At 67.5% G+C, this 22,660-nt stretch carries 21 protein-coding genes and 1 riboswitch; of the genes, 11 read left to right on the top strand and 10 right to left on the bottom strand.

Going from position 1 to position 22,660, the window contains the following annotated elements:
* Nucleotides 1-50: 50 nt before the first annotated feature.
* A complete protein-coding gene (locus BLW75_RS30225; RefSeq protein ID WP_091598623.1) occupies nt 51-1,172 on the bottom strand; it encodes a hypothetical protein in 1,122 nt (373 codons plus the stop codon).
* A gap of 340 nt (nt 1,173-1,512) precedes the next feature.
* On the opposite strand from BLW75_RS30225, the gene BLW75_RS30220 reads away from it, so the two are divergent.
* From BLW75_RS30220 to BLW75_RS30205, 4 genes are all read left to right on the top strand, one after another.
* Nucleotides 1,513-2,124: a 50S ribosomal protein L25/general stress protein Ctc gene (locus BLW75_RS30220; protein ID WP_034305960.1), complete on the top strand. Its 612-nt coding sequence runs from the start codon at nt 1,513-1,515 to the stop codon at nt 2,122-2,124.
* Nucleotides 2,125-2,134: 10 nt separating this feature from the next.
* On the top strand, nt 2,135-2,731 hold the full coding sequence (gene pth / locus BLW75_RS30215) for an aminoacyl-tRNA hydrolase (RefSeq protein WP_034305613.1): 597 nt from the start codon (nt 2,135-2,137) through the stop codon (nt 2,729-2,731).
* A gap of 159 nt (nt 2,732-2,890) precedes the next feature.
* Nucleotides 2,891-3,250, top strand: coding sequence for a DivIVA domain-containing protein (locus BLW75_RS30210; protein ID WP_034305616.1), 360 nt, complete (start codon nt 2,891-2,893; stop codon nt 3,248-3,250).
* Nucleotides 3,250-3,579 carry a DivIVA domain-containing protein gene (locus BLW75_RS30205; protein ID WP_034305619.1) on the top strand — a complete coding sequence of 110 codons (330 nt, stop codon included), beginning with the start codon at nt 3,250-3,252 and terminating at the stop codon, nt 3,577-3,579. Before BLW75_RS30210 ends, BLW75_RS30205 begins: the two co-directional genes overlap by 1 nt.
* Before the next feature lie 61 nt (nt 3,580-3,640).
* Here BLW75_RS30205 and BLW75_RS30200 read toward each other — a convergent pair whose 3' ends face one another.
* From BLW75_RS30200 to rsmA, 5 genes are all read right to left on the bottom strand, one after another.
* Nucleotides 3,641-5,332 (bottom strand): fatty acyl-AMP ligase, encoded by a 1,692-nt coding sequence (locus tag BLW75_RS30200; protein WP_034305621.1) that lies wholly within the window; start codon nt 5,330-5,332, stop codon nt 3,641-3,643.
* Between the two features lie 51 nt (nt 5,333-5,383).
* Nucleotides 5,384-7,156, bottom strand: coding sequence for an ABC-F family ATP-binding cassette domain-containing protein (locus tag BLW75_RS30195; RefSeq protein ID WP_034305623.1), 1,773 nt, complete (start codon nt 7,154-7,156; stop codon nt 5,384-5,386).
* Nucleotides 7,157-7,224: 68 nt separating this feature from the next.
* Nucleotides 7,225-8,190 carry a 4-(cytidine 5'-diphospho)-2-C-methyl-D-erythritol kinase gene (locus BLW75_RS30190; protein WP_034305626.1) on the bottom strand — a complete coding sequence of 322 codons (966 nt, stop codon included), beginning with the start codon at nt 8,188-8,190 and terminating at the stop codon, nt 7,225-7,227.
* Between the two features lie 120 nt (nt 8,191-8,310).
* Nucleotides 8,311-9,321, bottom strand: coding sequence for a methionine ABC transporter ATP-binding protein (locus tag BLW75_RS30185; RefSeq protein WP_034305962.1), 1,011 nt, complete (start codon nt 9,319-9,321; stop codon nt 8,311-8,313).
* A 212-nt stretch (nt 9,322-9,533) separates the two neighbouring features.
* A riboswitch (SAM riboswitch) is annotated at nt 9,534-9,624 on the bottom strand.
* A 221-nt stretch (nt 9,625-9,845) separates the two neighbouring features.
* Complete coding sequence (gene rsmA, locus BLW75_RS30180; protein ID WP_034305628.1) at nt 9,846-10,682, bottom strand: 16S rRNA (adenine(1518)-N(6)/adenine(1519)-N(6))-dimethyltransferase RsmA; 837 nt, start codon at nt 10,680-10,682, stop codon at nt 9,846-9,848.
* A gap of 40 nt (nt 10,683-10,722) precedes the next feature.
* Between rsmA and BLW75_RS30175 the strand changes: the two genes are divergently transcribed.
* A complete protein-coding gene (locus BLW75_RS30175) occupies nt 10,723-11,307 on the top strand; it encodes a GNAT family N-acetyltransferase (protein WP_091598620.1) in 585 nt (194 codons plus the stop codon).
* Nucleotides 11,308-11,453: 146 nt separating this feature from the next.
* On the top strand, nt 11,454-12,458 hold the full coding sequence (locus BLW75_RS30170) for a DUF222 domain-containing protein (RefSeq protein WP_091598617.1): 1,005 nt from the start codon (nt 11,454-11,456) through the stop codon (nt 12,456-12,458).
* Between the two features lie 56 nt (nt 12,459-12,514).
* Here BLW75_RS30170 and BLW75_RS30165 read toward each other — a convergent pair whose 3' ends face one another.
* The 3 genes from BLW75_RS30165 to metG all read right to left on the bottom strand — a co-directional run bounded on the left by BLW75_RS30165 (nt 12,515) and on the right by metG (nt 16,945).
* On the bottom strand, nt 12,515-13,894 hold the full coding sequence (locus BLW75_RS30165) for a resuscitation-promoting factor (protein WP_034305632.1): 1,380 nt from the start codon (nt 13,892-13,894) through the stop codon (nt 12,515-12,517).
* Nucleotides 13,895-14,307: 413 nt separating this feature from the next.
* Nucleotides 14,308-15,144, bottom strand: coding sequence for a TatD family hydrolase (locus BLW75_RS30160; protein ID WP_034305634.1), 837 nt, complete (start codon nt 15,142-15,144; stop codon nt 14,308-14,310).
* A gap of 7 nt (nt 15,145-15,151) precedes the next feature.
* Nucleotides 15,152-16,945, bottom strand: a complete 1,794-nt coding sequence (gene metG, locus BLW75_RS30155; RefSeq protein ID WP_167373537.1) for a methionine--tRNA ligase — start codon at nt 16,943-16,945, stop codon at nt 15,152-15,154.
* Between the two features lie 62 nt (nt 16,946-17,007).
* Here metG and BLW75_RS30150 point away from each other — a divergent pair, with 62 nt between their 5' ends.
* From BLW75_RS30150 to BLW75_RS30130, 5 genes are all read left to right on the top strand, one after another.
* Entirely contained in the window at nt 17,008-17,601 is a 594-nt protein-coding gene (locus tag BLW75_RS30150) for a PadR family transcriptional regulator (protein ID WP_034305640.1), read from the top strand.
* An 87-nt stretch (nt 17,602-17,688) separates the two neighbouring features.
* A complete protein-coding gene (locus BLW75_RS30145; protein WP_034305643.1) occupies nt 17,689-18,699 on the top strand; it encodes an ATP-binding cassette domain-containing protein in 1,011 nt (336 codons plus the stop codon).
* A complete protein-coding gene (locus BLW75_RS30140) occupies nt 18,689-19,453 on the top strand; it encodes an ABC transporter permease (protein ID WP_034305645.1) in 765 nt (254 codons plus the stop codon). Before BLW75_RS30145 ends, BLW75_RS30140 begins: the two co-directional genes overlap by 11 nt.
* Nucleotides 19,454-19,539: 86 nt before the next feature.
* Nucleotides 19,540-20,160, top strand: a complete 621-nt coding sequence (locus BLW75_RS30135; protein ID WP_091598614.1) for a glycoside hydrolase family 25 protein — start codon at nt 19,540-19,542, stop codon at nt 20,158-20,160.
* A gap of 109 nt (nt 20,161-20,269) precedes the next feature.
* Nucleotides 20,270-21,547, top strand: coding sequence for an aminodeoxychorismate synthase component I (locus BLW75_RS30130; protein ID WP_034305648.1), 1,278 nt, complete (start codon nt 20,270-20,272; stop codon nt 21,545-21,547).
* 10 nt (nt 21,548-21,557) lie between these two features.
* Here the strand turns inward: BLW75_RS30130 and BLW75_RS30125 are convergent, their stop codons facing one another.
* Complete coding sequence (locus BLW75_RS30125) at nt 21,558-22,517, bottom strand: quinone oxidoreductase family protein (RefSeq protein WP_034305972.1); 960 nt, start codon at nt 22,515-22,517, stop codon at nt 21,558-21,560.
* Between the last annotated feature and the right edge of the window lie 143 nt (nt 22,518-22,660).

The following is a 22,660-nucleotide window of genomic DNA, read 5'->3' as shown; positions in this document are numbered from 1 at the left end:
GAGATCGGCTACTTCAACGTATGCAACGCACCCCGAGGTGAGCGTGCAGGTCAGCCGCCCAGCGTGGCGAACTCGGACTTGAGCTTTTCGCGAACGCCGTTGACGTCGACCGGAGCCCGGACCTCACCTTTGGCCGACGGCTTCGCCTGCACCTGATAGCTGGCGTTCCGATTCGGCAGTTTGAACTTGACCTCGCAGGACATGCTCGTCGTGGTGTCCGGCGCCGCGTCGGCGTCCGCCGTGCAGCTCTGCGCGCCGAGGGACTGCGCGGTGAAGTCGACCGTCAGCTTCAGGTGCACGGGCGTCCCGTTCATGCCGCCGATGACGGAGTTGGCGACGTCGATGGTCGCCCGGCAGGTCCCGACGAAGTCCGTGCAGTCCAGCTTGTCGTTGACGACACTGACCCTGACCTGGGTCAGCGCGTCGAACGGCTGTCCGATCCCGCCGATCGCGCCGTCCAGATCGGTCTGGAGCTTCTTCAGCGCTTCCCCGGTGAGCGGCTCGACCCGCATCTCGGCGCCGAGCGTCTTGCCGCCCGCAGCGGCGACGAGGGAAGGCGCGAAACTGACGACACGGTGCGGCGCCGCCGTGGTCACCCGCAGTGTTCCGAGCCCGCTCCCGACGTCGTAGACCTCGGTCCCGTCAGGCAACTTCGAACGGACCGGATCGGTCAACGGGTTCATCCCGGACACCGCGGTCCTCAGTGTCGACGCGGCCTTGCGCGGGCTGAGCACCTCGACGGCGTTCACCGGCAGGTCCGAGCTGTCCGTGCGGACCCAGCTGGTGCCGTACTGGTCGCTGTCGCCGAGCCCGTGCGCCTTCCAGTACTCCGGCGTCGCCGAGAGGTACAACTGCTTGTCGGCGGAGATGACCTGGATGGTCTGGCCGTCGACCGGCAGCGCGCCGTGGGCGCTCCCGTTCCGGGTGATCCGGAACTGCAGTTCCGCGGGCTGACCCGACGCGTCCTTGATCGTCGCCTTGTAGACAACGGCTGGAGCCTGTTCCAGCGCCTTCAACGCGCTCTCGACAGCGCCGCGCAGCTCCGCGCGCCGGTCCACCCGCTGCTGTTCGGCGGGCGAGATCCCGGCCGCCCCGTCGATCGCGACGTCACAACCGGCCACGAGGCAGCACAACGCGGCGATCGCGCCGATCTTCGACCGTCGTGCCGGCATCCCGTCCCCTTAGTCTCGCGTGCGAGCAGATCACACCTTAGAAAAGGGGTCGCGCACCACCGCATCCGCGGGTTCGCGAAGCAGCTGTCACCGACTTGTCACCTGTACGAGGCACCCGGCGGGACCACCACGCGACCGGTTGGTCTACACTTTCCCGGTCTCGGCGAGGCGGGTTCCGTGAGCACCTGGTGCCCGACGTGATCGACGCGGCGGCTTGAGTGGCCACACGCGGTCGAGCACGCCTGTGGAATTCGCCGCCGAACACCAGAACCGCCCCGAACCATCCCCACCTCAGCATGATTTCGCTGAACATGTTGGTGAATTGAAGGAGTGCTACACCGTGTCCGAGGTACGCCTGTCCGTCGAGCCCCGCACCGAATTCGGCAAGGGTGCCGCGCGCCGCACGCGTCGCGCCGGCAAGATCCCCGCGGTGCTGTACGGGCACGGCTCGGAACCGCGCCACTACGCCCTGCCCGCCATCGAGTTCGCCCGCGTCGTGCGTGAGAACGGCAGCAACGCCGTCATCACCCTCGACCTCGAGGGCAAGAGCGAGCTGGCCCTGACGAAGACCATCGTCGTCCACCCGCTGAAGAACTACATCGAGCACGTCGACCTGCTGGTCGTCATCCGCGGCGAGAAGGTCACCGTCGACATCCCCGTCGTCGTCACCGGCACCCCCGGCCCCGGCACCCTGGTCACCACCGACCTCGACGCCATCCAGATCGAGGTCGAGGCGCTGCACATCCCCGAGCAGGTCGAGGTCTCGGTCGAGGGCGTCGTCGCCGGCACCCAGATCAACGCCTCGGACGTCGCGCTGCCGAAGGGCGCCACGCTGGTCACCGACCCCGACGCCCTGGTCGTCGCCGTGAACGAGTCGCCGTCCGAGTCCGCGCTCGAGGGTGAAGAAGGCGCTTCCGAGGCGGCCGAGACCTCCGCCGAGGACGCCGAATAAAGTCACTGGTGTGACCGAAGCAGTACTTCCCGGGGCCGGCGAGCAGATCCTGCTCGCCGGCCTCGGCAATCCCGGCCCCCAATACGCGGGCAACAGGCACAACGTCGGCTTCATGGTGCTCGACGAGCTCGCACATCGTGTCGGCGGCAAGTTCAAGGCCCACAAGAGCGGCGCCGAAATCCTCGAAGGACGGCTCGCGGGCCGGCGGGTGGTCCTGGCCAAGCCGCGTTCGTACATGAACCTCTCCGGTGGGCCCGTGGTGGGCGCGGCCCGGTTCTACAAGATCCCCCCGGCCGGTGTCGTGGTCATCCACGACGAGCTGGACGTCGACTTCGGCGCGCTCAAGATGAAGCTGGGCGGCGGCGACAACGGGCACAACGGTCTCCGCTCGATCACCAAGTCACTGGGCACGAAGGACTACTACCGTGTCCGTTTCGGCGTGGGCCGCCCTCCGGGACGGCAGGATCCGGCGGATTTCGTGCTGAAAGACTTCTCGACGGTCGAACGCAAAGAGCTCGCTTTCGAGGTCGATCGTTGCGCCGACGCCGTTGAAGCGCTTATCAGCACCGGTCTCGCCGCAGCCCAGAACACCTTCCACGCTGGGTGAACCCGCTCACATGGCAGTGCGTTACACCCCGTCACTCGAAGGCGTTTCACCACGCCCCTGATCGAGTCGTGGAATAGGGCGAGCTCTTCCGGGGAACTCTCAAACCCGTTAGGACGGGATGCGGAGATCGCATTCCCCACCGAAACCGGAGAGAGTTTCATGTCGTTCACGGCCGAAGACATCACCGGCGCCACTTTCCCGAACGCCCCGATCGGGCGGCGGGGATACGCCAAACACGAGGTCGACGCGTTCCTGGAACGGATCGCCGACACGATCTCGGACCGGGACGACCTGACGGCCGCCGAGGTCCACCACGTCATGTTCTCGCGTCCGTTGATCGGTAAACGCGGTTACGACGAACGCGAAGTCGACGACTTCCTCGACAAGGTCGAAACGCAGCTCGCCCACCGCACCGGCCAGCACGTGCTCGGTGTGCCCGGCGCCCGCGAAGAGGATGAAGCGACCGCCGAACGCGCCGTCCCGGACCGCGGTCCCGTCGAATTCTTGCGGGAGCGCTAGTGCCCGTCACCGCCTTCGAGGCCAGAACCCGGCAGTTCGACCGGGCGCCGATCGGTGCCCGCGGCTATCACGAACCCGCGGTCGACGCCTTCCTCGAGCGGGTCGCGGCGACCCTCGACGGTGACGACGACCTGTCGGTTTCGGACGTCCACAACGTGGCGTTCGCCAAAGCCCCGCTGTCGAAACGAGGCTATGACCCGGCAGCCGTCGACGCGTTCCTGCGAGACGTCGAGGGAACGCTGGCCGGTCTGTCCCAGTCCGCCGGCTACTACATAGCGCCTGCCTTGGAGCACACCCATACCCGCAAGCCACCTTGGCGACGCCGCTGACCACCGGGAGGTGCAGCGAAAGGGCCGGGCCCGCGATATTCGCGGGCCCGGCCCTTTCGTGTCAGCTGGTCGCCGCGTTCTTGGCGATCTTGTCCGCGAACTGGACGGCGGTCGCGGCCCGCTTCACCTTGCCCGAGGGCGTCTTGGGCAGACTCCCCGCCGGGAGCACCACCACCGCGAAGGGCCGCATGTCGACGGCACCGCGCACCTTGGCCGCGACCTCTTTCGCCAGCGCCTTTTCCGTTTCCGGATCCCCGGCGAGTTTCGATTCGACCACGACGGCGAACCGTTCCCGGCGGCTGCCGGCGTCGAGCCGCACGGCCACGGCGTTCCCCGCCCGGACCCCCTCGACCGAGGTCGCCGCGCGTTCGATATCGGTCGGGTACAGATTCCGGCCGCCCATGATGATGACGTCCTTGCGACGGCCGCAGATCACGATCATGCCGTCGACCAGGTAGCCGAGGTCACCGGTGAGCAGCCACCCGTCCTCGTCCTGCGTCGCGAGCGGACCTTCCATGGTCAGGTAGCCCGGTGTCACGGCCTCGCCTCGCAGGCGGATCTCCCCGACCTCGCGTTCTCCGAGCACGGCTCCCTTGTCGTCGACGATCTCGGCCTCGAGCCCGTCGAGCGGCGGCCCGAGCACCGCGAATGACCGGACTTCGTCGGTCCCCCGACGCGGGTCGCCCTCGGGAACCGGCACCGCGCGGTTGTCCGTCTCGAGCGCGTCGGCCTCGACGACGTCCAGCGTCAAGCCGGTGAACAACGGTGCGAACGAAACCGCGAGAGTCGCCTCCGCCATGCCGTACGCCGGGAACACGCACTCGGCGGGCATCTTGAAGCGCGCCCCCGCCTCGACGAACGTCTTCACAGCCGTTTCGTCGATCGGCTCGGCACCGTTCAGTGCGATCCGGAGCTTCGAGAGGTCGTACGCGTCGTCGTCCTCGACCCTGGCCATCCGCCTGCCCACGATCGCGTACGCGAAGTTCGGCGCGGCGGTGGTCGTGCCGTTGTACTTGCTGATCAGCTGCGGCCAGATCAACGGTCCCGACAGGAACTCCAGCGGCGTGATCTTGACGAGCTCGACGCCGAACGTCATCGGCACCGTCAGAAAGCCGACCATCCCCATGTCGTGGAAGGTGGGCAGCCACGAGACCATCACGTCGACGTCGAAATCGAACTCGGCCCGGTCGACCATCGCCTTGACGTTCGAATACAGATTCCCGTAGGTGATCCGAACGGCCTTCGGGTCGGCTGTCGACCCGCTGGTCAGTTGCAGGAGCGCTGTATCCGATTCGGCCGTCGGCACGGGCTCCGCCAACGGTTCGGCCTCGAGCAGCTCGGTGATGACCTGGAAGGCGATGCCGTGCTCCGTGAGTACCGGCGCCAGCTGGTCGAACGGCTCACCGAGCAGAACCAGGCCGGACCCGATCATCCGCAGCACGCGAACGGTGTCCTCGGCCCATTCGGCCAGGTCGGTGCGCTGCGTCGGCTGGTGCAGCATCGTCACGCTGCCGCCGGCGAGCCAGACCGCCTGAACCGTCGGCGCGATCAATGACGGCGCCGCCGCCAGCACCGCGACCGCTTTGCCGGGCTCCAGCCCGGCCGTCACCAGACCCCCGGCGACCCGCTTGGCCTGCTCGTGAATCTCGGCCCACGTACGCCGAACCGGCTCCTTGGGCTCCCCGGTGACCATTCCCCGCTGCTGACCTCGCCCCGCCGCGGTGGCGACGAGCGTGTCCACGAACCGACTCATGCGCGTCACACTACTGTCCGCGCTGAACCGCCCGCTCGCCGTCGAGTGAACTCATTCGATCGCTTCGGAGGTCTCGAGCCACTGGGCCTCGACCTCCTCCTTCTCCGTTTCGACGGCTTTCAATTCGGTGTTCAGCTCGATGAGCTTCGTCGGATCGGTCGCCGCGGCGAGCAGCGCCGCATGCAGCTTCTCTTCCTTCGTGTGCAGCTGGTCGAGCTTGCGCTCGAGGCGGGACAGTTCCTTCTGAGCCGCCCGCTGTTCCGCTGCGCTCTTCTTGGGCGCGGAGGTCTGCGCGCCGCCCGCCTTACGGTCGCCGCCGGCCTTCTCAAGGCTCTTTGCTCGCCGGTCGAGGTATTCCTCGATCCCGCCCGGCAGGTGGGTCACTTGGCCGTCCCCGAACAAGGCCACGATCGTGTCGCAGACGCGTTCCACCAGGTATCGGTCGTGCGAAACGACGACGAGACTGCCCGGCCAGGAATCCAGCAGATCTTCGAGCTGCTGCAAGGTGTCGATATCGAGATCGTTCGTCGGTTCGTCGAGCAGCAGCACGTTGGGCTCGGCCATGAGGAGCCGGCACAGCTGCAGGCGGCGCCGTTCACCACCGGACAGGTCCTCGACCGGCGTCCACTGCCTCGCCGCGGGGAACCCCAGCTTTTCGGCCAGCTGCGAAGCGGTGAGCTCCTGCTTTCCGAACACGACCCGGCCGGAGACCTCTTCGATCGCCTGCAGCACGCGCAGATCGCCAGGTAGGTCGTCGAGCTCCTGCCGCAGGTGCGCGAGGCTGACCGTCTTGCCCTGGATACGTCGGCCCGTCTCAGGCTCCCTGTCACCGCCGAGCAGCTTGAGGAGCGTCGTCTTACCGGATCCGTTGACGCCGACGAGGCCGATCCGATCGCCGGGCCCGATCCGCCAGGTGACGTGATCGAGCAGGGTGCGGTCGCCCACGGTCAACGTGGCGTCCTCGATCTCCAGCACGGTCTTACCCAGCCGACGGCGGGCGAACGCCTGCAGCTCGACCGAATCACGCGGCTCCGGCACGTCGGAGATCAGCGCTTCAGCCGCTTCGACGCGGTAGCGGGGCTTCGAGGTCCTGGCCTGCGGGCCGCGGCGCAGCCATGCGAGCTCTTTACGCGCCAGGTTCTGCCGCTTTTCCTCGGCCGTCGCCGCCAGCCTCGCCCGCTCGGCCCGCGCGAAGATCCAGTCCGCGTAGCCGCCTTCGTACTGCTCGACGCGACCGTTGGCGACCTCCCAGGTCACACTCGCGACCGTGTCGAGGAACCACCGGTCGTGCGTGACGACCACGACCGCGATCCTGCGGTTGAGCAGGTGATCCGCGAGCCAGCGCACACCTTCGACATCGAGATGGTTGGTCGGCTCGTCGAGGACCACGAGGTCCAGTTCACCGGTGAGAGCGGCCGCCAGTGCCACCCGGCGGCGTTCGCCACCGGACAGGTTCGCCGTTTCCTTGTCGATGCCGAGAGCGGTGATGCCCAGACCGTCCATAATGGACCGGACACGCGCGTCAGCGGCCCACTCGTGCTCCGCGCCGTAGCGCTCCAGCACGACATCTCCGACTGTGCTGCCTTCGGGAAGTTCGGTCCGTTGGGTGACCACGGCCATCCGCAAGCCCCGGACTTGGCTGACGCGTCCCGTATCGGGCTCGCTGATCCCCGCGAGGACCTCCAGCAACGTCGTCTTCCCGCCCCCGTTGAGACCGACGACACCGATACGCTGCCCCTCCGCCACACCGAGCGAAACACCGTCGAGCAGCGGGCGCACCCCGAAGGACTTGCTCACCGACTCCAGGTTGACCAAGTTGGCCATGCCTCAGCCGATCCTTTCCAAAAAGCTCGCATCACAAACGAATTAGTCGGTGTCCATTTCGGACACCCTCATGCGTGCACCCGAGGCGGCGACGGCCGCGGCGCGTCATCCCCGCCGACCAGCCGGGCTCCGGGGACGGGCCCGTGCGCGACGCGCACCGTGCGACAGACACCGGCGCCGGACAACTCCGCGGCGACCTCGACGGCCGACTGGGCATCCGCGCACAGGAAGGCACAGGTCGGCCCGGATCCGGACACGGTGCCGGCGAGCGCACCCGCGTTGACTCCCGCCCGCAACGTGCGGCGCAGCCCCGGACGCAACGAGACAGCGGCCGCCTGCAGATCATTGCCGAGAAGCAGCGCCAGTTGACGCGGGTCGCCGGATGCCAGCGCCTCCACCACCGGAGTGTGCGAGCCGATCCGCGGTGGGCTGCCTTCTTCACGCAACTTGTCCAGCTCGCCGAACACCCGCGGAGTCGAAAGCCCACGCTGGTCGAAGGCCAGGACCCAGTGGAAGGTGTGCCTCGACAGGACAGGCACCAGCTGCTCGCCTCGGCCGGTGCCCAACGCCGTCCCGCCGTAGAGCGCGAAAGGAACATCGCTCCCGAGTTTCGCGGCGATACCCGCCAGTTCGTCCCGGGAGATGTCGAGCTTCCACAGCGACGCGAGCCCCACCAGGGTCGCGGCCGCGTCGGCACTGCCACCGGCCATCCCGCCCGCGACCGGGATGCCTTTGCGCAACACGACTCTGACCTTGGACTCGCCGTCCGCCTTGCCGATGTGGGCCGCCAACGCCTGCGCTGCCTTCCAGGCCAGGTTGTTGGCTCCTGTCGGTACGGAACCTTCACCTTCACCGTAGACCTCGACGCCGGGGTCCTCGGTGACCGCGACGGTCACCTCGTCGGTCAGGGAAAGCGCCTGGAACACGGTCACCAGCTCGTGGTAGCCGTCCGGGCGTACATCTCCGACCGACAGGTGCAGGTTGACCTTGGCGGGGACCCTGACGGTCACTGGGGGCGGTACGACGGCGAGCACGCGTCAAGCCTACGTGGCCGCTCCACTTGCGCTGCCATCAGGAGAAAGAGAATGGAAGGGGCAGACGCGAACGGGCCGCCTTGGACGCAATTCGTCCTGGACGGCCCGTTCGCGGAGAAATCAGGCGGCGACGCCCTGCGGGCCGCGGACCGGGTGGGTCACGTGGCCGCCACGTTCGGCGATCCAGGCGAGCGCGGCGTCCGCGCGCTCACCGCGCACCCCGAGGCGGAACCGGCCGACCGGGGTGTCGCCGATCCGGGTCAGACCGCCCCCGATGGTGGCGAGCTCGACGTCGAAGCGACCGGCGGCCTCCGGCAGCAGCGCACCGACCGAGGCGAAGCCGACGAGCACTACGTCCACCGCACGGTCGTACTTCGAGGCCTGTGCCCGCCCGGTTTCGATGGCGGGAAGCAGCGCCTGCGCGGTCCGGCTGTTGGGGTCGGAGACCAGGTCGAGCACGGTTCCGCGTTCGATGATCGCGCCGGCCTCCAGAACCGCGACGTCGTCGCAGACACGGCGGACCACGCCGGCGTCGGGTGTGGTGAGCAGCACGGTGACACCGAGTTCGGCGCGCGCCCGGTCGAGCACGGTCAGGACCGCGCCGGACTCCTCGGGCTGCACGCCCGCGGTCGGGTCGTCGGCCAGGAGCACGGACGGCCCGGCGGCCAGTGCCTTGGCGATGGCCACCCGGCGCAGCTGCCCCTCGGACAGGTCGCCCGGCCGCTGCCCCGCACGGGGGGTGAGCCCGACCAGGTCGAGCAGGTTGCCGACCCGGTTGCGGCGCTGCGGCCCGTCGAGGCCGAGCTGCTCGAGCGGCGAAGCAATGTTGCCGGCGATGGTGCGTTCGGCGAGCAATTCCGGCTTGGTGCTCACCACGCCGACCTGGCGCCGGATTTCGCGGAGACGGCGTCCGTCGAGGGTTCCGGTGTTGAGTCCGTCGAGGCGGACGACACCGCGGTCGGGACGCTCCTGAAGACCGATGCACCGAGCAAGGGTCGATTTGCCGGAGCCCGCCGGACCGACGACTCCGAACAGCGAGCCTGCTTGGATGTCCACGCTCACATCGCGCAGTGCGACGACGGGATTTCCGTTGAGGGGAAAGGATTTGGACAGGTTTTCAACAGTGATCACGAAAGGCTCCATGCACATGGGGCGCTGCTTCTTGCGAGCGCGCCAACCGTCACCGAGTAACCGTCCGGGAAACGGACGGATTCAGAGATAAGGGAATGAACTCAGGCAGTAACGGTGGAGCGTCGACACGCACTTACCGTGCGGCGACCTTCATCGACGACACGTCGCCTGGTCAGCAGGAGCGGGTGGGTGACCCTGTTCATTAGGCACAGCCTCCATCGGTCCTGGCTGTAGCACCTGCCCTGTGGAGGGTGGTTGCTGCGACTTCGGCGAGCCAGGTCTCTCAGTCGCTCGGGATGGCTTACTGAGTAAAACCGATCCCACTGGATGAAAGCAAGCGCGTAGGCGCAGATCACACGTCTGGTCGCGTCCATTATACAGGATGGGCCGCCCATATTATGGGACGCGGACAGGCGTATCCGACCTCCGGCAGGCGCGCTGCCTGCTAAGACAAGGTTCGCCCGCGCCAAATCGAGGGGAGGAACCACGCAGTCGCGCGGCCCCGGTCACCTGCGCCAGGGTGGTCAGCCGGCAGCCGCGGCGATCCGGGCGAACTGGTGGACGTCCAGCTGCTCCCCGCGGGTTTTGGGGTCGATACCCGCCTTTTCGAGTAGTTCCCCCGCGCGTTCGGCGGAACCGGCCCACGACGCCAACGCTGCCCGCAAGGTCTTCCGCCGTTGCGAGAAGGCGGCGTCGACGACCGCGAACAGCCGCTCCCGCTCCACGGACGACACCACGTCGCCCCGTTCGAACGCGACCAAGGCGGAGTCGACGTTCGGAACCGGCCAGAACACCGCCCTGGGCACCGCGGCGACCTTGCGCGTCTTTCCGTACCAGGCGAGCTTGACGCTGGGTACGCCGTAAGTCCGGCTTCCCGGACCCGCCGCCATCCTGTCCGCGACCTCGGTCTGGACCATTACGAGGCCGCTGGTCAGCGACGGCAATTCGGCCAGCAGGTGGAGCACGACGGGAACGGCGACGTTATACGGCAGGTTCGCGACGAGCGCCGTCGGCCGTGCCGGCAGGTCGTTCGCGGTGATCCGCAACGCGTCCGCGCCGACGACCGTCAGCCTTTCGGCCCCGCCTCGCTCGGCCACGGTGCTCGGCAGCCGTTCCGCCAGCACAGGATCGATTTCGACCGCGACGACCTCGGCGCCGGTCGCGAGCAGTCCGAGTGTCAGCGAGCCGAGGCCCGGCCCGACCTCCAGGACGACGTCCCCTTCGCCGATCTTCGAGAGGTCGACGATGCGGCGCACCGTATTGGGATCGTGCACGAAGTTCTGGCCGAGCTTCTTGGTCGGACGTACGTCCAGCTCGGCCGCCAGCGCCCTGATTTCCGCAGGACCGAGCAGTTCAGTCACCCGACGATCGTAACCATGTCCGGTAAGCCACGATTGGCCGGTGGACGACGTCGTACTCGATGGAGACAAAGTCCGGCTGCGCGATTGGCGCCCGTCCGACCTCGGGCCGCTCCGTGACCTACTCGATCCCGCGCGGCCTTGGCACGAAACGAACGGCCCCTACTTCGGCACCCCGAGCACGGCCGCCGCCGAATCCACAGCGCGCGAACTCACCACGATCAAAGCCGAACCGCCCGATCCTCGCACCAGCCTCGCCGTGTGCGATCTAAGCGACGGAAGGCTGATCGGCCGGGTCAGCTGGTATTGGGAAAGCAGGGAGACCGACTGGCGGCGGATGGGGCTGGTCATCTACGACGAACGGTATTGGGGCGGTGGATTCGGCACCGAGGCCTTGCGCATGTGGACGACCTATTTGTTCTCCCGCACCGACGCGCTCCGCCTGGACTTCGCCACGTTCTCGGGGAACCCGGGGATGATCGCCGTCGGGCGGCGGCTCGGGTTCGTCGAAGAAGGCCGGTTCCGGAGCGCCCGGCGCTGGTCCGGCGGCGTCCATGACGCCGTCGTCTACGGGGTGCTCCGTGAGGAGTGGGACCGGAGGCATCGCTCAGACATGGGGCCGGCCTGATCCGACCCCACCATCCGGATGGCTTTTCCCCAGCGACACGCATCCCACTCAAGGGTGATCGGCGCAGGTCGGCGCCGCCGGAGCGTGATGATCATCCACCCGATCGATACCGTGCATTCGTTCGAATCTGCCTCGACAATCGAAGGATGACCAGCACAAACATTCCCAAGGCCTTCCCGCTCAATCTGCCGGAAGGTGACGCCGAACTGCTTCTCGAGGAGTTGCAGACGCGGCTACGCGAAGGGCGACGTCTTGTCGCCGAAGTCGGCCAGATCCTGGCCGAGATCGAGTCACGTGGTGTCCGCGATCTCTACGGACACAACTCGATCGCCGTCTTCTACGAGCATGTGGCCCGGGTACCTCGAGCAGAGGCTCAGAGAGTGACCGGCAGAGCGCTGGCGCTCAATTCGAGACGGGCGCGCGACGGCACGTCGATCGCCCCCGTCGCGCCCCTGACCGGTACCGCGGCCGCCACCGGCGCGCTGGCCGAGGCCAGTATCGATCGGATCGTCACGGTCATGAAGAGGCTGCCCGAGCACGTCACGGCGAGCGCGCGCCTCGAGGCCGAGAAGGGCTTGGTCGAGCTCGCCTGCGTCGCGAGACCGCGTGACGTCACGGTGGCGGGCACAGAGCTGCTCGCACAACTGGACCCTGATGGAAAACCCAAAGACGACCCCGCCCCGCAACGGCGGCGGAGCGAGTTCTGGTTGCGCCAGAAACGAACCGGCCGCTGGGACATGCGCGGCGACCTCGATGCCGAGACGGGCGCCCGCCTGAACGCGCTCCTGGTGCCGCGGGCCTATCCGGCTCCCGATGGAGGAGCCGACGACCGTTCGCCGGCCGAAAGGCGCGGGGACGCGTTCTCGGAGATCGTCGAGCTCGCGGAAACCGGCCCGGACATCCCCATGCCCCGGAAGAGCTCGGAGCAGGTCGCCGAGCAGCCTCAGGCAGCCGAGCCCGCCGAGGAGCCCGCAAACCGTCCCAAGCCCGCCCAGGCGCCGCCTCAGGGCCGCCAAGGCCCATCCCGTAGCGGTGGCGTTCAAGACCCGGCCAGGAACGTGGCTCACTTACGGCCTGCGCGCTGGTGGGCGAGACTCTCGAGACCGAGAGCCGGGAACCCGGCTCAGCCTCCGAAGCCCCTAACGGCCTGAAGGCCACCTTGCGAGCGAACCCACAGAGTGACCTTCAGGAAAGAGGATGATCTGCGTCAGGCCTTCTTGCCACAGTGCGGCCAAGCGCCGTAGCCACCACGGTCCTCGCGGACCTTCTCGGCGACAGCGATCTGCTGGGCCTTGCTGGCCTGGTGCGGGTACGCGGCGTACTCGTCGCCACCGTAGGCATCCCAGGTGCTCTTGTTGAACTGCAGGCCACCGTAGTAGCCGTTGCCGGTGTTGGCGGACCAGTTCCCGGTCGACTCGCACTGCGCGATGCGGTCCCAGGCGCCGGCGTCCCCGATGACCGGGTCGGCGGGCTTCTTAGTACCGACCTTGACGATCTTGGGCTTGGCCTCGGTGATGACCTCTTCCGAGACCTTCTCGCGGCCGACCTCTTTGCCGTTGCGCTTGGTGACCTTGTAGGTCACGGTCTTCTGGCCCGGCGTGCCCGGGTCCTCGACCTTGGTCTTGCCCTTTTCGAGGTTCGGATCGTCGACCTTCTGCTCGGGCGGCGCGATTTCCTCGTTCTGCTTGACCATGGTGACGCCGGTCCGGCTGATGTGGACCTCGGCGCCGTCGACCAGCTTGACGTCGAGACCGCCGACGGCCTCGTCGTCCGGGCCGAGGGTCATCCGGAGCTCACCGAGGAATTCCTTGGTGGTGACGGAGTTGGTCTGGACCTTGCGCGGTTCGTTCGCGCCGTCGTAGACCGTGACGTTCTTGAGGGTCTTGACCTCGACGGTGGCGCCTTCGAGCGGCAGCTCGCCGTTCTGCGGGAGCGAGGTCCAGGTGCCGGCCTTGGCGAGGTCGGCGCGACCGAGCTGGTTCAGCGCTTCGCCGAGGTTGGTCGCGCGGACCCAGGACTCCTGCTGCGGCGCGCCGTCGACGATCAGGTTCAGCTTGCGGCCGCGCTCCAGCTTGATGACGCCGCCGTCACCCACCTCGGCCTGAGGCGAGGGCGAGAGCGAGTCGTGGGCGCCGACGGAGAGGCCGGCGTCTTCGAGGACCTCACCGACGGTGTCGCCGAAGCTGTGGACGGTCTGCTGCTTGCCGTCGACGTCGAGGGTGACGCTCTTGTTCATCGCCATCGCGGCCGCGCCGCCACCACCGAGGGTGAGCAGCACCGCCATGACGGTTCCCTTGAGGAAACGCTTCTTCCAGACCCGGGTCGAGTTCGCGATGACCTCGTCCTTGGTCGCGGCCTTCATCGGCGCGCCCGCAGTGCGGTCCTCGGCCAGCTCGTCCGGGATGATGATCGGCGGGAGCATGGTGGTCTCGGCGCTGATGAGGCGGATCAGCTCGTCGACATCGACGTCGATCTCGGCCATCAGCATGTCGGCGTCGGGGCCGAGCGCCGCCAGGACGTCCTGGTGCGTGATGCGCGGATCGTCGGAGTAGTCCAGCTCGCCGTACTGAGTGTCGCGGTCGAGCACGGCAACCGAACCGGCGGAAGCGAAGGTGTTCGTCTCTGCGCCGAGGCGCGAGCCATCCTGCCTACTGCTACCAGTCACTGGGTCGTTCCCTTTCCCAAGACGTCGAGGAGCTCGACAACCACTCCACTACGTCCTTCGTCTCGATGCGCGCTTCGGCACACCTCTAGAAGTCCGACACCCGCAGCCAGCGCCATCGTCACGGTTCCAGGCCGTACCTCTCCTGGTTCCGCTTCCCCGACGTGCACTGACGTGACTGTGGGCGTAACAGCCGGAAACCGCATGAGCGGGTCCCGACCGGCACGATCACGGGACAGTAACGAACCTCGCCGGGTTGCGCAAACACCGCCCGGAGTGTCGTGACGTTGGTCACTCATCAGAGTGGACCATTGCTGATCACTAATGTCGCAATCCGTTCAACCGGTGGTGACTGTCGGCAATCCGAAGACCCGCTCAGCGGTCGTTCGCACCGATTCGGCCACCTCGTGCACCGCCTCACCCCTGAGCGAGGCGAGGTGCCGAACCGTGTAGGCGGCACAGTAGGGCTCGTTCGGGCGCCCACGGAACGGATGCGGGGTCAGGAACGGAGCGTCCGTTTCGACGAGGTACTGGTCCGCCGGAACGATCCGTGCCGCCTCGTGGAGCCCGCGGGCGTTGCGGAAGCTGACCGTGCCCGCGAACGAAAGCACGTATCCCGCGTCGACGCACCGGCGCGCGATGTGCTCGTCTCCGGAGAAACAGTGGAAGACGACCTGTTCGGGCGCTCCCTCTTCCTCGAGGATTCGGAGGACGTCGTCGTGGGCGTCCCGATCGTGGATCATCAGCGGTTTGCCGATCCGCTTGGCGAGATCGATATGCCAGCGGAAAGCGTCCTGCTGAGCGTCGTGGGGCGAGTAGTCCCAGTAATAGTCGAGGCCGGTCTCGCCGACGGCGACCACTCTGGACTCTCTGGCGAGACTCTCCACTTCGGACTTCTCGGGCTCACCGAAATCCTTGGTGCGCGTGGGATGGATCGCGACGGCGGCCCAGACCCGCGGGTCCCAAGTGGACGCTTGCGCGGCCCAGCGAGCGGACGCGAGATCGTCCGCGACGGTGATCACCCTCGAAACACCGGCGCGTTCGGCGCGGTCGACCATGGCTGACACATCAGCCGCGGTGACCGCGCCGCACGCGTCGAGGTGGGTATGCGCGTCCACCACCGATACCGGCAACCTGTCCGGGATCGGCGGCAGTTCCTTCTTCTCCGCACCCATCAGCTGATCACTTCGAGATCGGCGCCCATTCGGGACCGGTCTCGCCGAGTTCCGGGTCCAGCTTGGCGAACAACGGGGTCGGCTTCTCCAGCGGCTTGCCGACCTCGATCGGCACGGACTTCCAGCGTGCCTGCTCGGCCTTGTAGTCCCCGGTGATGATGGGGTTGATCCGGCCGGGGATGTCGAGGTCCTCGACTTCCTGCAGTTCGGGCTGCGCCGCCCAGACGCCGGTGCCGCCGAGCGCCTCGTGCACCTTCTGCGCCGAGTGGGGCAGGAAGGGGGTCAGCAAGGTGTTGGCGTCCGAGACGACCTGCAGAGCGGTGTGCAGAACGCTGTCACGCCGGGCAGGGTCGTCCTTGAGCTTCCAGGGCTCCTGGTCCGACAGGTACCGGTTCGCGGCGGTGACGACGCGCATGGCCTCGCTCGCCGCGGCCTTGAACCGGGACCGCTGCAAGTGGGCGCCGGCGGTGTCGAATGCCTTGCGAGAGAGCTCCTTGAGCTCCTCATCGGCGGCCGTGGGCGCGTCGGGACGCGGAATCGCGCCGACGTTCTTGTGGGCCATGGAGATGGACCGGTTGACGAGGTTGCCCCATTCGTTGGCCAGCTCGAAGTTGGTCCGGCGGACGAATTCGTCCCAGGTGAAGTCGGTGTCCTGGGTCTCGGGGCCCGCGACCGAGATGAAGTACCGCAGCGTGTCCGGGCCGAAGTCGCGCAGGAAGTCGTGGACGTAGATGACCGTGCCGCGCGAGGTCGAGAACTTCGAGCCGCTCATGGTGAGGAACTCGCTGGAAACGATCTCGTCGGGCAGGTGCAGCTTGCCGTACTTGCCTGCCACGCCGCCTCGATCACCCTCGCCGTTGTGGCCGAAGAGCAGAGCGGGCCAGATCTGGGCATGGAAGGTGATGTTGTCCTTGCCCATGAAGTAGTAGGAGCGGGCGTCCGGGTTGTTCCACCACTCCTGCCAGGCGTCCGGGTTACCGGACCGGCGCGCCCACTCGACGCTCGCCGAGAAGTAGCCGATGACCGCGTCGAACCAGACGTAGAAGCGCTTGAGCGGCTGGTCGCGCCAGCCGTCCAGCGGGATCTTCACGCCCCAGTCGAGATCGCGGGTGATCGGCCGCGGCCGCATGTCGTCGATCAGGTTCTTCGTGAAGTTGAGAACGTTCGGACGCCAGTCGGTCTTGCTGGACAGCCATTTGCCCAGTGTTTCGACGAACGCCGTCAAATCGAGGAAGTAGTGCTCGGTCTCGACGAACTTCGGCGTTTCGCCGTTGATCCGGGACTTCGGGTTGATCAGTTCGGCGGCGTCGAGCTGGTTGCCGCAGTTGTCGCACTGGTCGCCGCGGGCACCGTCGTAGCCGCAGATCGGGCAGGTGCCTTCGATGTACCGGTCGGGCAAGGTGCGGCCGGTCGAAGGGCTGATCGCGCCCCGGGTCGTCTTGGGGACGACATAGCCGTTGCGGTGCAGCGCGAGGAAGATCTGCTGTGTGACCTCGGCGTGGTTGCCCGTGGTGGTGCGGGTGAACAGGTCGTAGGTGAGGCCGAGCCCCTGCAGGTCCTGGCCGATCTGGCGGGTGTACTTGTCGGCCGTCTGCTGGGAGGTCATGCCTTCTTTGTCGGCCTGGACGGTGATCGGGGTGCCGTGTTCGTCGGTACCGGACACCATGAGCACCCGGTTGCCGGCCATTCGCTGGTAGCGGGAGAAGACGTCGGACGGGACGCCGAATCCGGACACGTGGCCGATGTGGCGGGGGCCGTTGGCGTAGGGCCAGGCCACCGCAGTCAACACTGGGGTGCTCATGCTTGTTTAGCCTACGGACGTCGTCCAAGGCATTGTTGTCCGGGAGAGGATCGGAGGCCTCGGTGTCCGCCACGCGTCTGCTGGTGCTGGGTGTCGTGCGCATGTACGGGAAGGCACACGGCTACCAGGTCCGGCGCGAGCTTCTCTCGTGGGCGGCCGACAAGTGGGGCAATGTCCAGCCGGGTTCGATTTATCACGCGCTGAAGAAGATGACCACCGAAGGCCTGCTGGAACAGGTCGAGGACGCCGAGACAGGAAGCGGGCCCGACCGGGTCGCCTACAGGCTGACCGAGGACGGGGAGACCGAGTTCCTCGTGCAACTCGGCAGGGCGTTGTCGAGCGACGACACGACCGGGTATGCGCTGTCGGCGGCGGTCATATTCATGCCGACCCTGCCCCGCGCACAGGTACTGGCCCTGCTGAAACAGCAGCTGGCGAACATGGAAGCGCACGCCCAATCGACTCATTACGCCCGTGAACACGCCGTCGACCTGGGGAAACCGCCGCACGTGAGCGAGCTGTACCGCCTGTGGAGCGCGCACGCGGATGCGAACGTGACCTGGATGCGGGATTTGATCGGACGGCTCGAAGCCGGCGAGTACGTGATGGCGGGCGAAGGCGGCGACGAAGCCGTGTTCGGCGCGCCACCCAAGTAATCAAATTTGACTACGGAACGACTCCTGAGGCACAGTGCGTCCTGCCACTAGTCAAACTTGACTAGCTGGGCACCGAAAGGAGTAGACATGATCAAGGCACGCGGCCTTGAGCGGCGCTTCCGCCGCAAGGGCCGCAATGGGGGTGAGGTCCACGCCGTCAAAGGCGTCGATCTCGACGTGTCGGCCGGGGAACTGGTCGGCTTCCTCGGACCGAACGGCGCGGGGAAGACGACGACCCTGCGCATGCTGACGACGCTGCTCAAGCCCACCGCCGGCGAGGCGACGGTCGGCGGCTGCGACCTGCTCGCCGACCCGCTGGGGGTGCGTCGGCGAATCGGCTATGTCGCCCAGGGCGGCGGCACCGCGCCAGCGAGCAAGGTCATCGAGGAGATCGAGTTCCAGGGCAGGCTGTACCGGATGAGCAAGGCGGACGCGCTCGCGCGCGGAGCCGTCCTCGCCGAACAGCTGGACCTGGCCGGGCTCGACCAGCGCACGACCGCGACCTTGTCGGGCGGGCAGCGCCGCCGGCTCGACATCGCACTCGGGCTGATCCACTCACCCGGCCTCGTCTTCCTCGACGAACCGTCGACGGGACTCGACCCGCAGAGCCGGGCGAACCTCTGGGACCACATCCGGCGGCTGCGCGACGAGCAGGGTGTCACGGTCCTCCTGACCACGCACTACCTCGACGAGGCCGACGCGCTGTCGGACCGGTTGATCGTCATCGACGACGGGCGGATCGTCGCCGAAGGAACACCGGACTCGTTGAAGGCGAGGGTGTCCGGGGACAGTGTCGTCATCGGGGTCTCACCGGAATCGGCGGATGAGACCGCGGAGGTCGCGGGCCGTCTCGAAGGGGCACACGAGCTGACCGTCACCGACGGCGCCGTGCGGTTCCGGGTGCCGCGCGGTGACACCGCGATGCCCGAACTGCTCCGGGCGCTGGACGCCCGTGGCATCGCGACGGCGTCCATGCAGGTGCACCGGCCGACACTCGACGACGTCTTCCTGACCTTGACGGGCAGGAGCCTGCGCGACGCCGAAGCGAGCGAGTCGGTCGGCGCCGACACGGAGAAGGAGGCCACGCGTGTTGCATGACACTTGGTTGATCTTCCGCCGCGACATGCTCACGGCGTTGCGCAACCCGACGTGGCTGGCCATCGGCATCATGCAGCCGCTGCTCTACTTGTTCTTCTTCGGGCCGCTTCTGGTGAAATCGCTCAACGCGCAAGGGCTGTCCGATGTGGACGGCTGGATGATCTTCACCCCGGCGATCATCGCGCAGCTCGCGCTGTTCGGCGCCTCTTTCGTCGGGTTCGGGCTCCTCGCGGAATACCACTCGGGCGTGGTGGAGCGGATGCGGGTCACACCGGTGAGCCGGGTGGCGTTGTTACTGGGCAAGGTGCTCGCCAACGCGCTGCAGACCGTCGTCCAGGCCTTGCTCATCATCGCGCTGGCGTATCTGGTCTTCGACCTGAACGCGCCGTTCGGTGGTGTCGTGCTCAGCCTGGTGATCGTCTTTCTTCTGTCCATCACGTTGGCGTCGTGTTCGTACGCGCTGGCGTTGACCCTCAAGAGCGAAGATTCCTTCCCGGCTTTGCTCAACGCGGTTCTCATGCCGCTGTTGCTGCTCTCCGGAATCCTGATCCCGATCACCGCGGGCTCGGCGCCGGAGTGGCTGTACACGATTTCCCGTATCAATCCGTTCCGGCACGTGGTGGATGTCGAGCGGAACAGTTTCCGCGGCGACTTCTCGATGGACGCCCTGTTCACCGGGAGTGCCGTGGTGCTGGTCATGGCCGTTCTGGCCATCTGGTGGGGCTCGCGGACGTTCCAACGCGAAAACGCCTGAGACACGCTGAACCGAAAGGTCACCTTGCGGCCGCTCCGCGGACGTAGGGTGACCTTTCGGTCGTTCTGGGGCGAAATTCGAGGCAGGTGAGTTCGATCGATCCGGAAGGTGAGCACGGCGTCACCCTGTCCCACCGAGAGACGGTGACGGACTGGGCGGCGGTGCGTGGTGCCGACATCCGGTTCGCTTCGGTCACCATCACCGAAAACACCAACTGGCGGGACGCCGCGGCGGAACGCAATCTGACCGGCGCGCAGCACGCGGGCATCCACACCGGCGCACGGCACTACGCCCGTCCCGGCGCCGTCCACGACCAGGCCGACCATTTCGTGCGGACGGCGAGCGTGCTCGGCGCCTTCGCGCCCGGTTCTCTCGCGCCCGCGCTGGAAGTGGAGGCACCGAGCGTCGACGACCGTTTCATCAAGGCGTGGATCAAGCACGTCCGGAACGCGGCGCGCGTCGAACGCGTGCTGGTGTACGCGGGGCTCGACTGCTGGACGAACCGCTTGCACCCGGACAAGTGGGCGGACAGCGAAGTGATCTTGTGGCTGGTCAGGCACAACGAAATCCCGGGACGGCCGGGATGGTTCCACTCGCGATTGGGCCTGCATCAGCACGGTTTCGGTACCGGGTTGCCCGGGGTGGACGGGCCGATCGCGCAGGACGCCGTGGTCTACCCGTTCAAGCTCACGGATGTGCTTCTGTAGTGCCCACTGCGTGACGACGGGTGTGCAAGACGTCACCGCGTCGTCGCGGATCTCACTTTCCGCCCGGCGCGGGTTGCGTTTCCGGCCGCCCGGACGGTGACAATGTCGCGTGCGGTTGATGTGCCGGAGGCTGCGGACGGACGTCGGGCCCGAACGGGCGCTGGCGGTCCTCGGGGTACGCGCCGAAAAACTCGGACTCGCACCGCCCGCCGCACTGTGCGGAGAGTGGTTCTCTTCGCGCGTGGTCATCGCGCTCAACGCTTCCCTGGCTCCTGTCCGGAACGTGGCGGAAGCGTTCGCGATCCCCACTCGGCTGCCTGACGTTCGTGACGCGATCCCCGGCGCGGTCGGCGGCGGCTGGTTCGGTTACCTGGGCTATGACCTGACCGATCCCTCTGGCCGGTCCGGCGCGCTTCCTCCGGCCGCGTGGGGCTGGGTCGATCGGGTTCTCCGGCTGGACACCGACGGCTCGTGGTGGTTCGAAGCCCTGGTTCCCGACGGTGCCCCGGATCCGGTCGGCGAACTGGCCGCGGTGGAATCCGCGCTCGCCGAGGTTCCCGAAGCGACGACTTGGAGTTCCGGCCCGTTGTCGCGCCCGCTTCCATCGGAGCACCACGACGCGGTCAAAGCGTGTGTGCACGCCATCGAGGCCGGCGAGCTGTTCCAGGCGAACATCTGCGCTCGCTTCAGCGGAAAGTTCGCCGGCGACCCGATCGCGTTGTTCGCCGAGGGCGCGCGTCGCCTGGGAGCACGCCGGGCAGCGTTCCTCAGCGGCGACTGGGGATCGATCGTGTCGTTCTCCCCCGAGCTTTTCCTTGCCAGGCATGGGCGGCAAGTCCGGTCGACACCGATCAAGGGCACGCTGCCGCGGCGGAACGCCGCTGACACGCATCTTGCGCAGCGACTGCGGGAATCCACCAAGGACGTCGCCGAGAACGTGATGATCACCGATCTCGTCCGGAACGATCTCGGGCGGGTGTGCGCCACCGGCACCGTACGGGTGCCCGAACTTCTCGCGGTCAGGCCAGCACCGGGCGTCTGGCATCTGGAGTCCACTGTGGAGGGATCGCTCGCCGATGGGCTCGACGACGCGGCCCTGCTGGCGGCCACCTTCCCGCCGGGCTCGGTCACAGGCGCGCCGAAGATCCGCGCGCTGGATCTGATCGCCGAACTGGAACCGGCCGCGCGTGGCGTCTACACCGGCGCGATCGGGCTCGCTTCGCCGATCGCCGGGCTGGAACTGAACGTCGCGATCAGAACCTTCGAAATCCACGAAGACACGATCGAGCTGGGTGTCGGCGGCGGGATCACCGCCGACTCCGACAGCGACGCGGAATGGCAGGAATGCCTGCACAAGTCCGCTCCGCTGGAGCGCCTGCTCGGCTGACTACTCGGTACTACTTGGCGGGGTCGAGCAGAAGCTTGCCCATCGTGCCGCGCGAGCGCAGGGCCTCGTGCGCGGCGCGCGCGTCGGACAGCGCGTACTCGCCGCCGGCGATGGCGCGGACCCGGCCGGCGAGAGCCAGCTCGAAAAGCTCGTCGAGCGCGCGCCCGAAGACGTTTCCGGGGAGCTTGAATGCGTGTGGCAGCCACATCCCGGCAACGGTGGTGCTGTGCCCGAGCAGGTTGCGGGCTTCGATCGGCTTCGGGTTCTCGCGGCTGGCCATCCCGTAGAACGCGAGACGGCCGAACGGCGCGAGGGCGGCGATGCTCTGGTCAGTGACCGTGCCACCGGTCATGTCGAGCACGATGTCGACGCGTTTGCCGCCGTTCGCCTCGCGAAGGGCGTCCGTCATGTTCTCGGCGCGCGAATCGATGGCGACGTCGGCGCCGAGTTCGAGGGCGAGGGCACGCTTCTCGTCGCTGCTGGCGGTCGCGATGACCCGGCCCGCTCCCCAGGCTTTCGCGAGCTGTACCGCGATGGAGCCGACCCCGCCCGCGGCCGCGTGCACGACGACGGATTCGCCGGGTTCGAGGTGGGCGCTCTTGCGCAGCAGGAGCGAGGCGGTGGTGCCCTGGACGATGAAGGAGAGCGCGGTCAGGTCGTCGACGCCGTCCGGCACGCCGAAGCTGGTGACCTCGTCGGCGACCGCACGCTCGGCGTAACCACCGCCACCATTGAGCAGCGCGACGACTCGCTTGCCGTCCGCGGTGCGGCCGACGATCTCGCCGCCGGGGACGAGCGGGAGCTTGCTCGGGGCGAGGTACGAGTTCTCGGCCTGGTGGGTGTCGGCGTAGTTGACGCCGATCCGGTCGACCTCGACCAGCTGCTGACCTGGGCCCGGGACGGGATCGGGGAGATCGACGAGGTTGAGCACCTCGGGTCCGCCGAATTCGGTCACCTGTACTGCGCGCATCCGCATCCTCCTCGTCGAGATGAGACATTCTTGCATATGTCTCATCCCTGAGACATGGCGTGATATGTTTCACCCATCGAAACCGCACTCGAACGCCAGCTGACCTCGCCGCGCCCGGACGCCCTGCGCGCGTTCACGATCGC

The organism is Amycolatopsis lurida (assembly GCF_900105055.1).
Classification (GTDB): Bacteria; Actinomycetota; Actinomycetes; order Mycobacteriales; family Pseudonocardiaceae; genus Amycolatopsis; species Amycolatopsis lurida.
The sequence above is the reverse complement of the archived record's forward strand: the minus strand, read 5'-3'. Positions and strand labels throughout refer to the sequence as shown.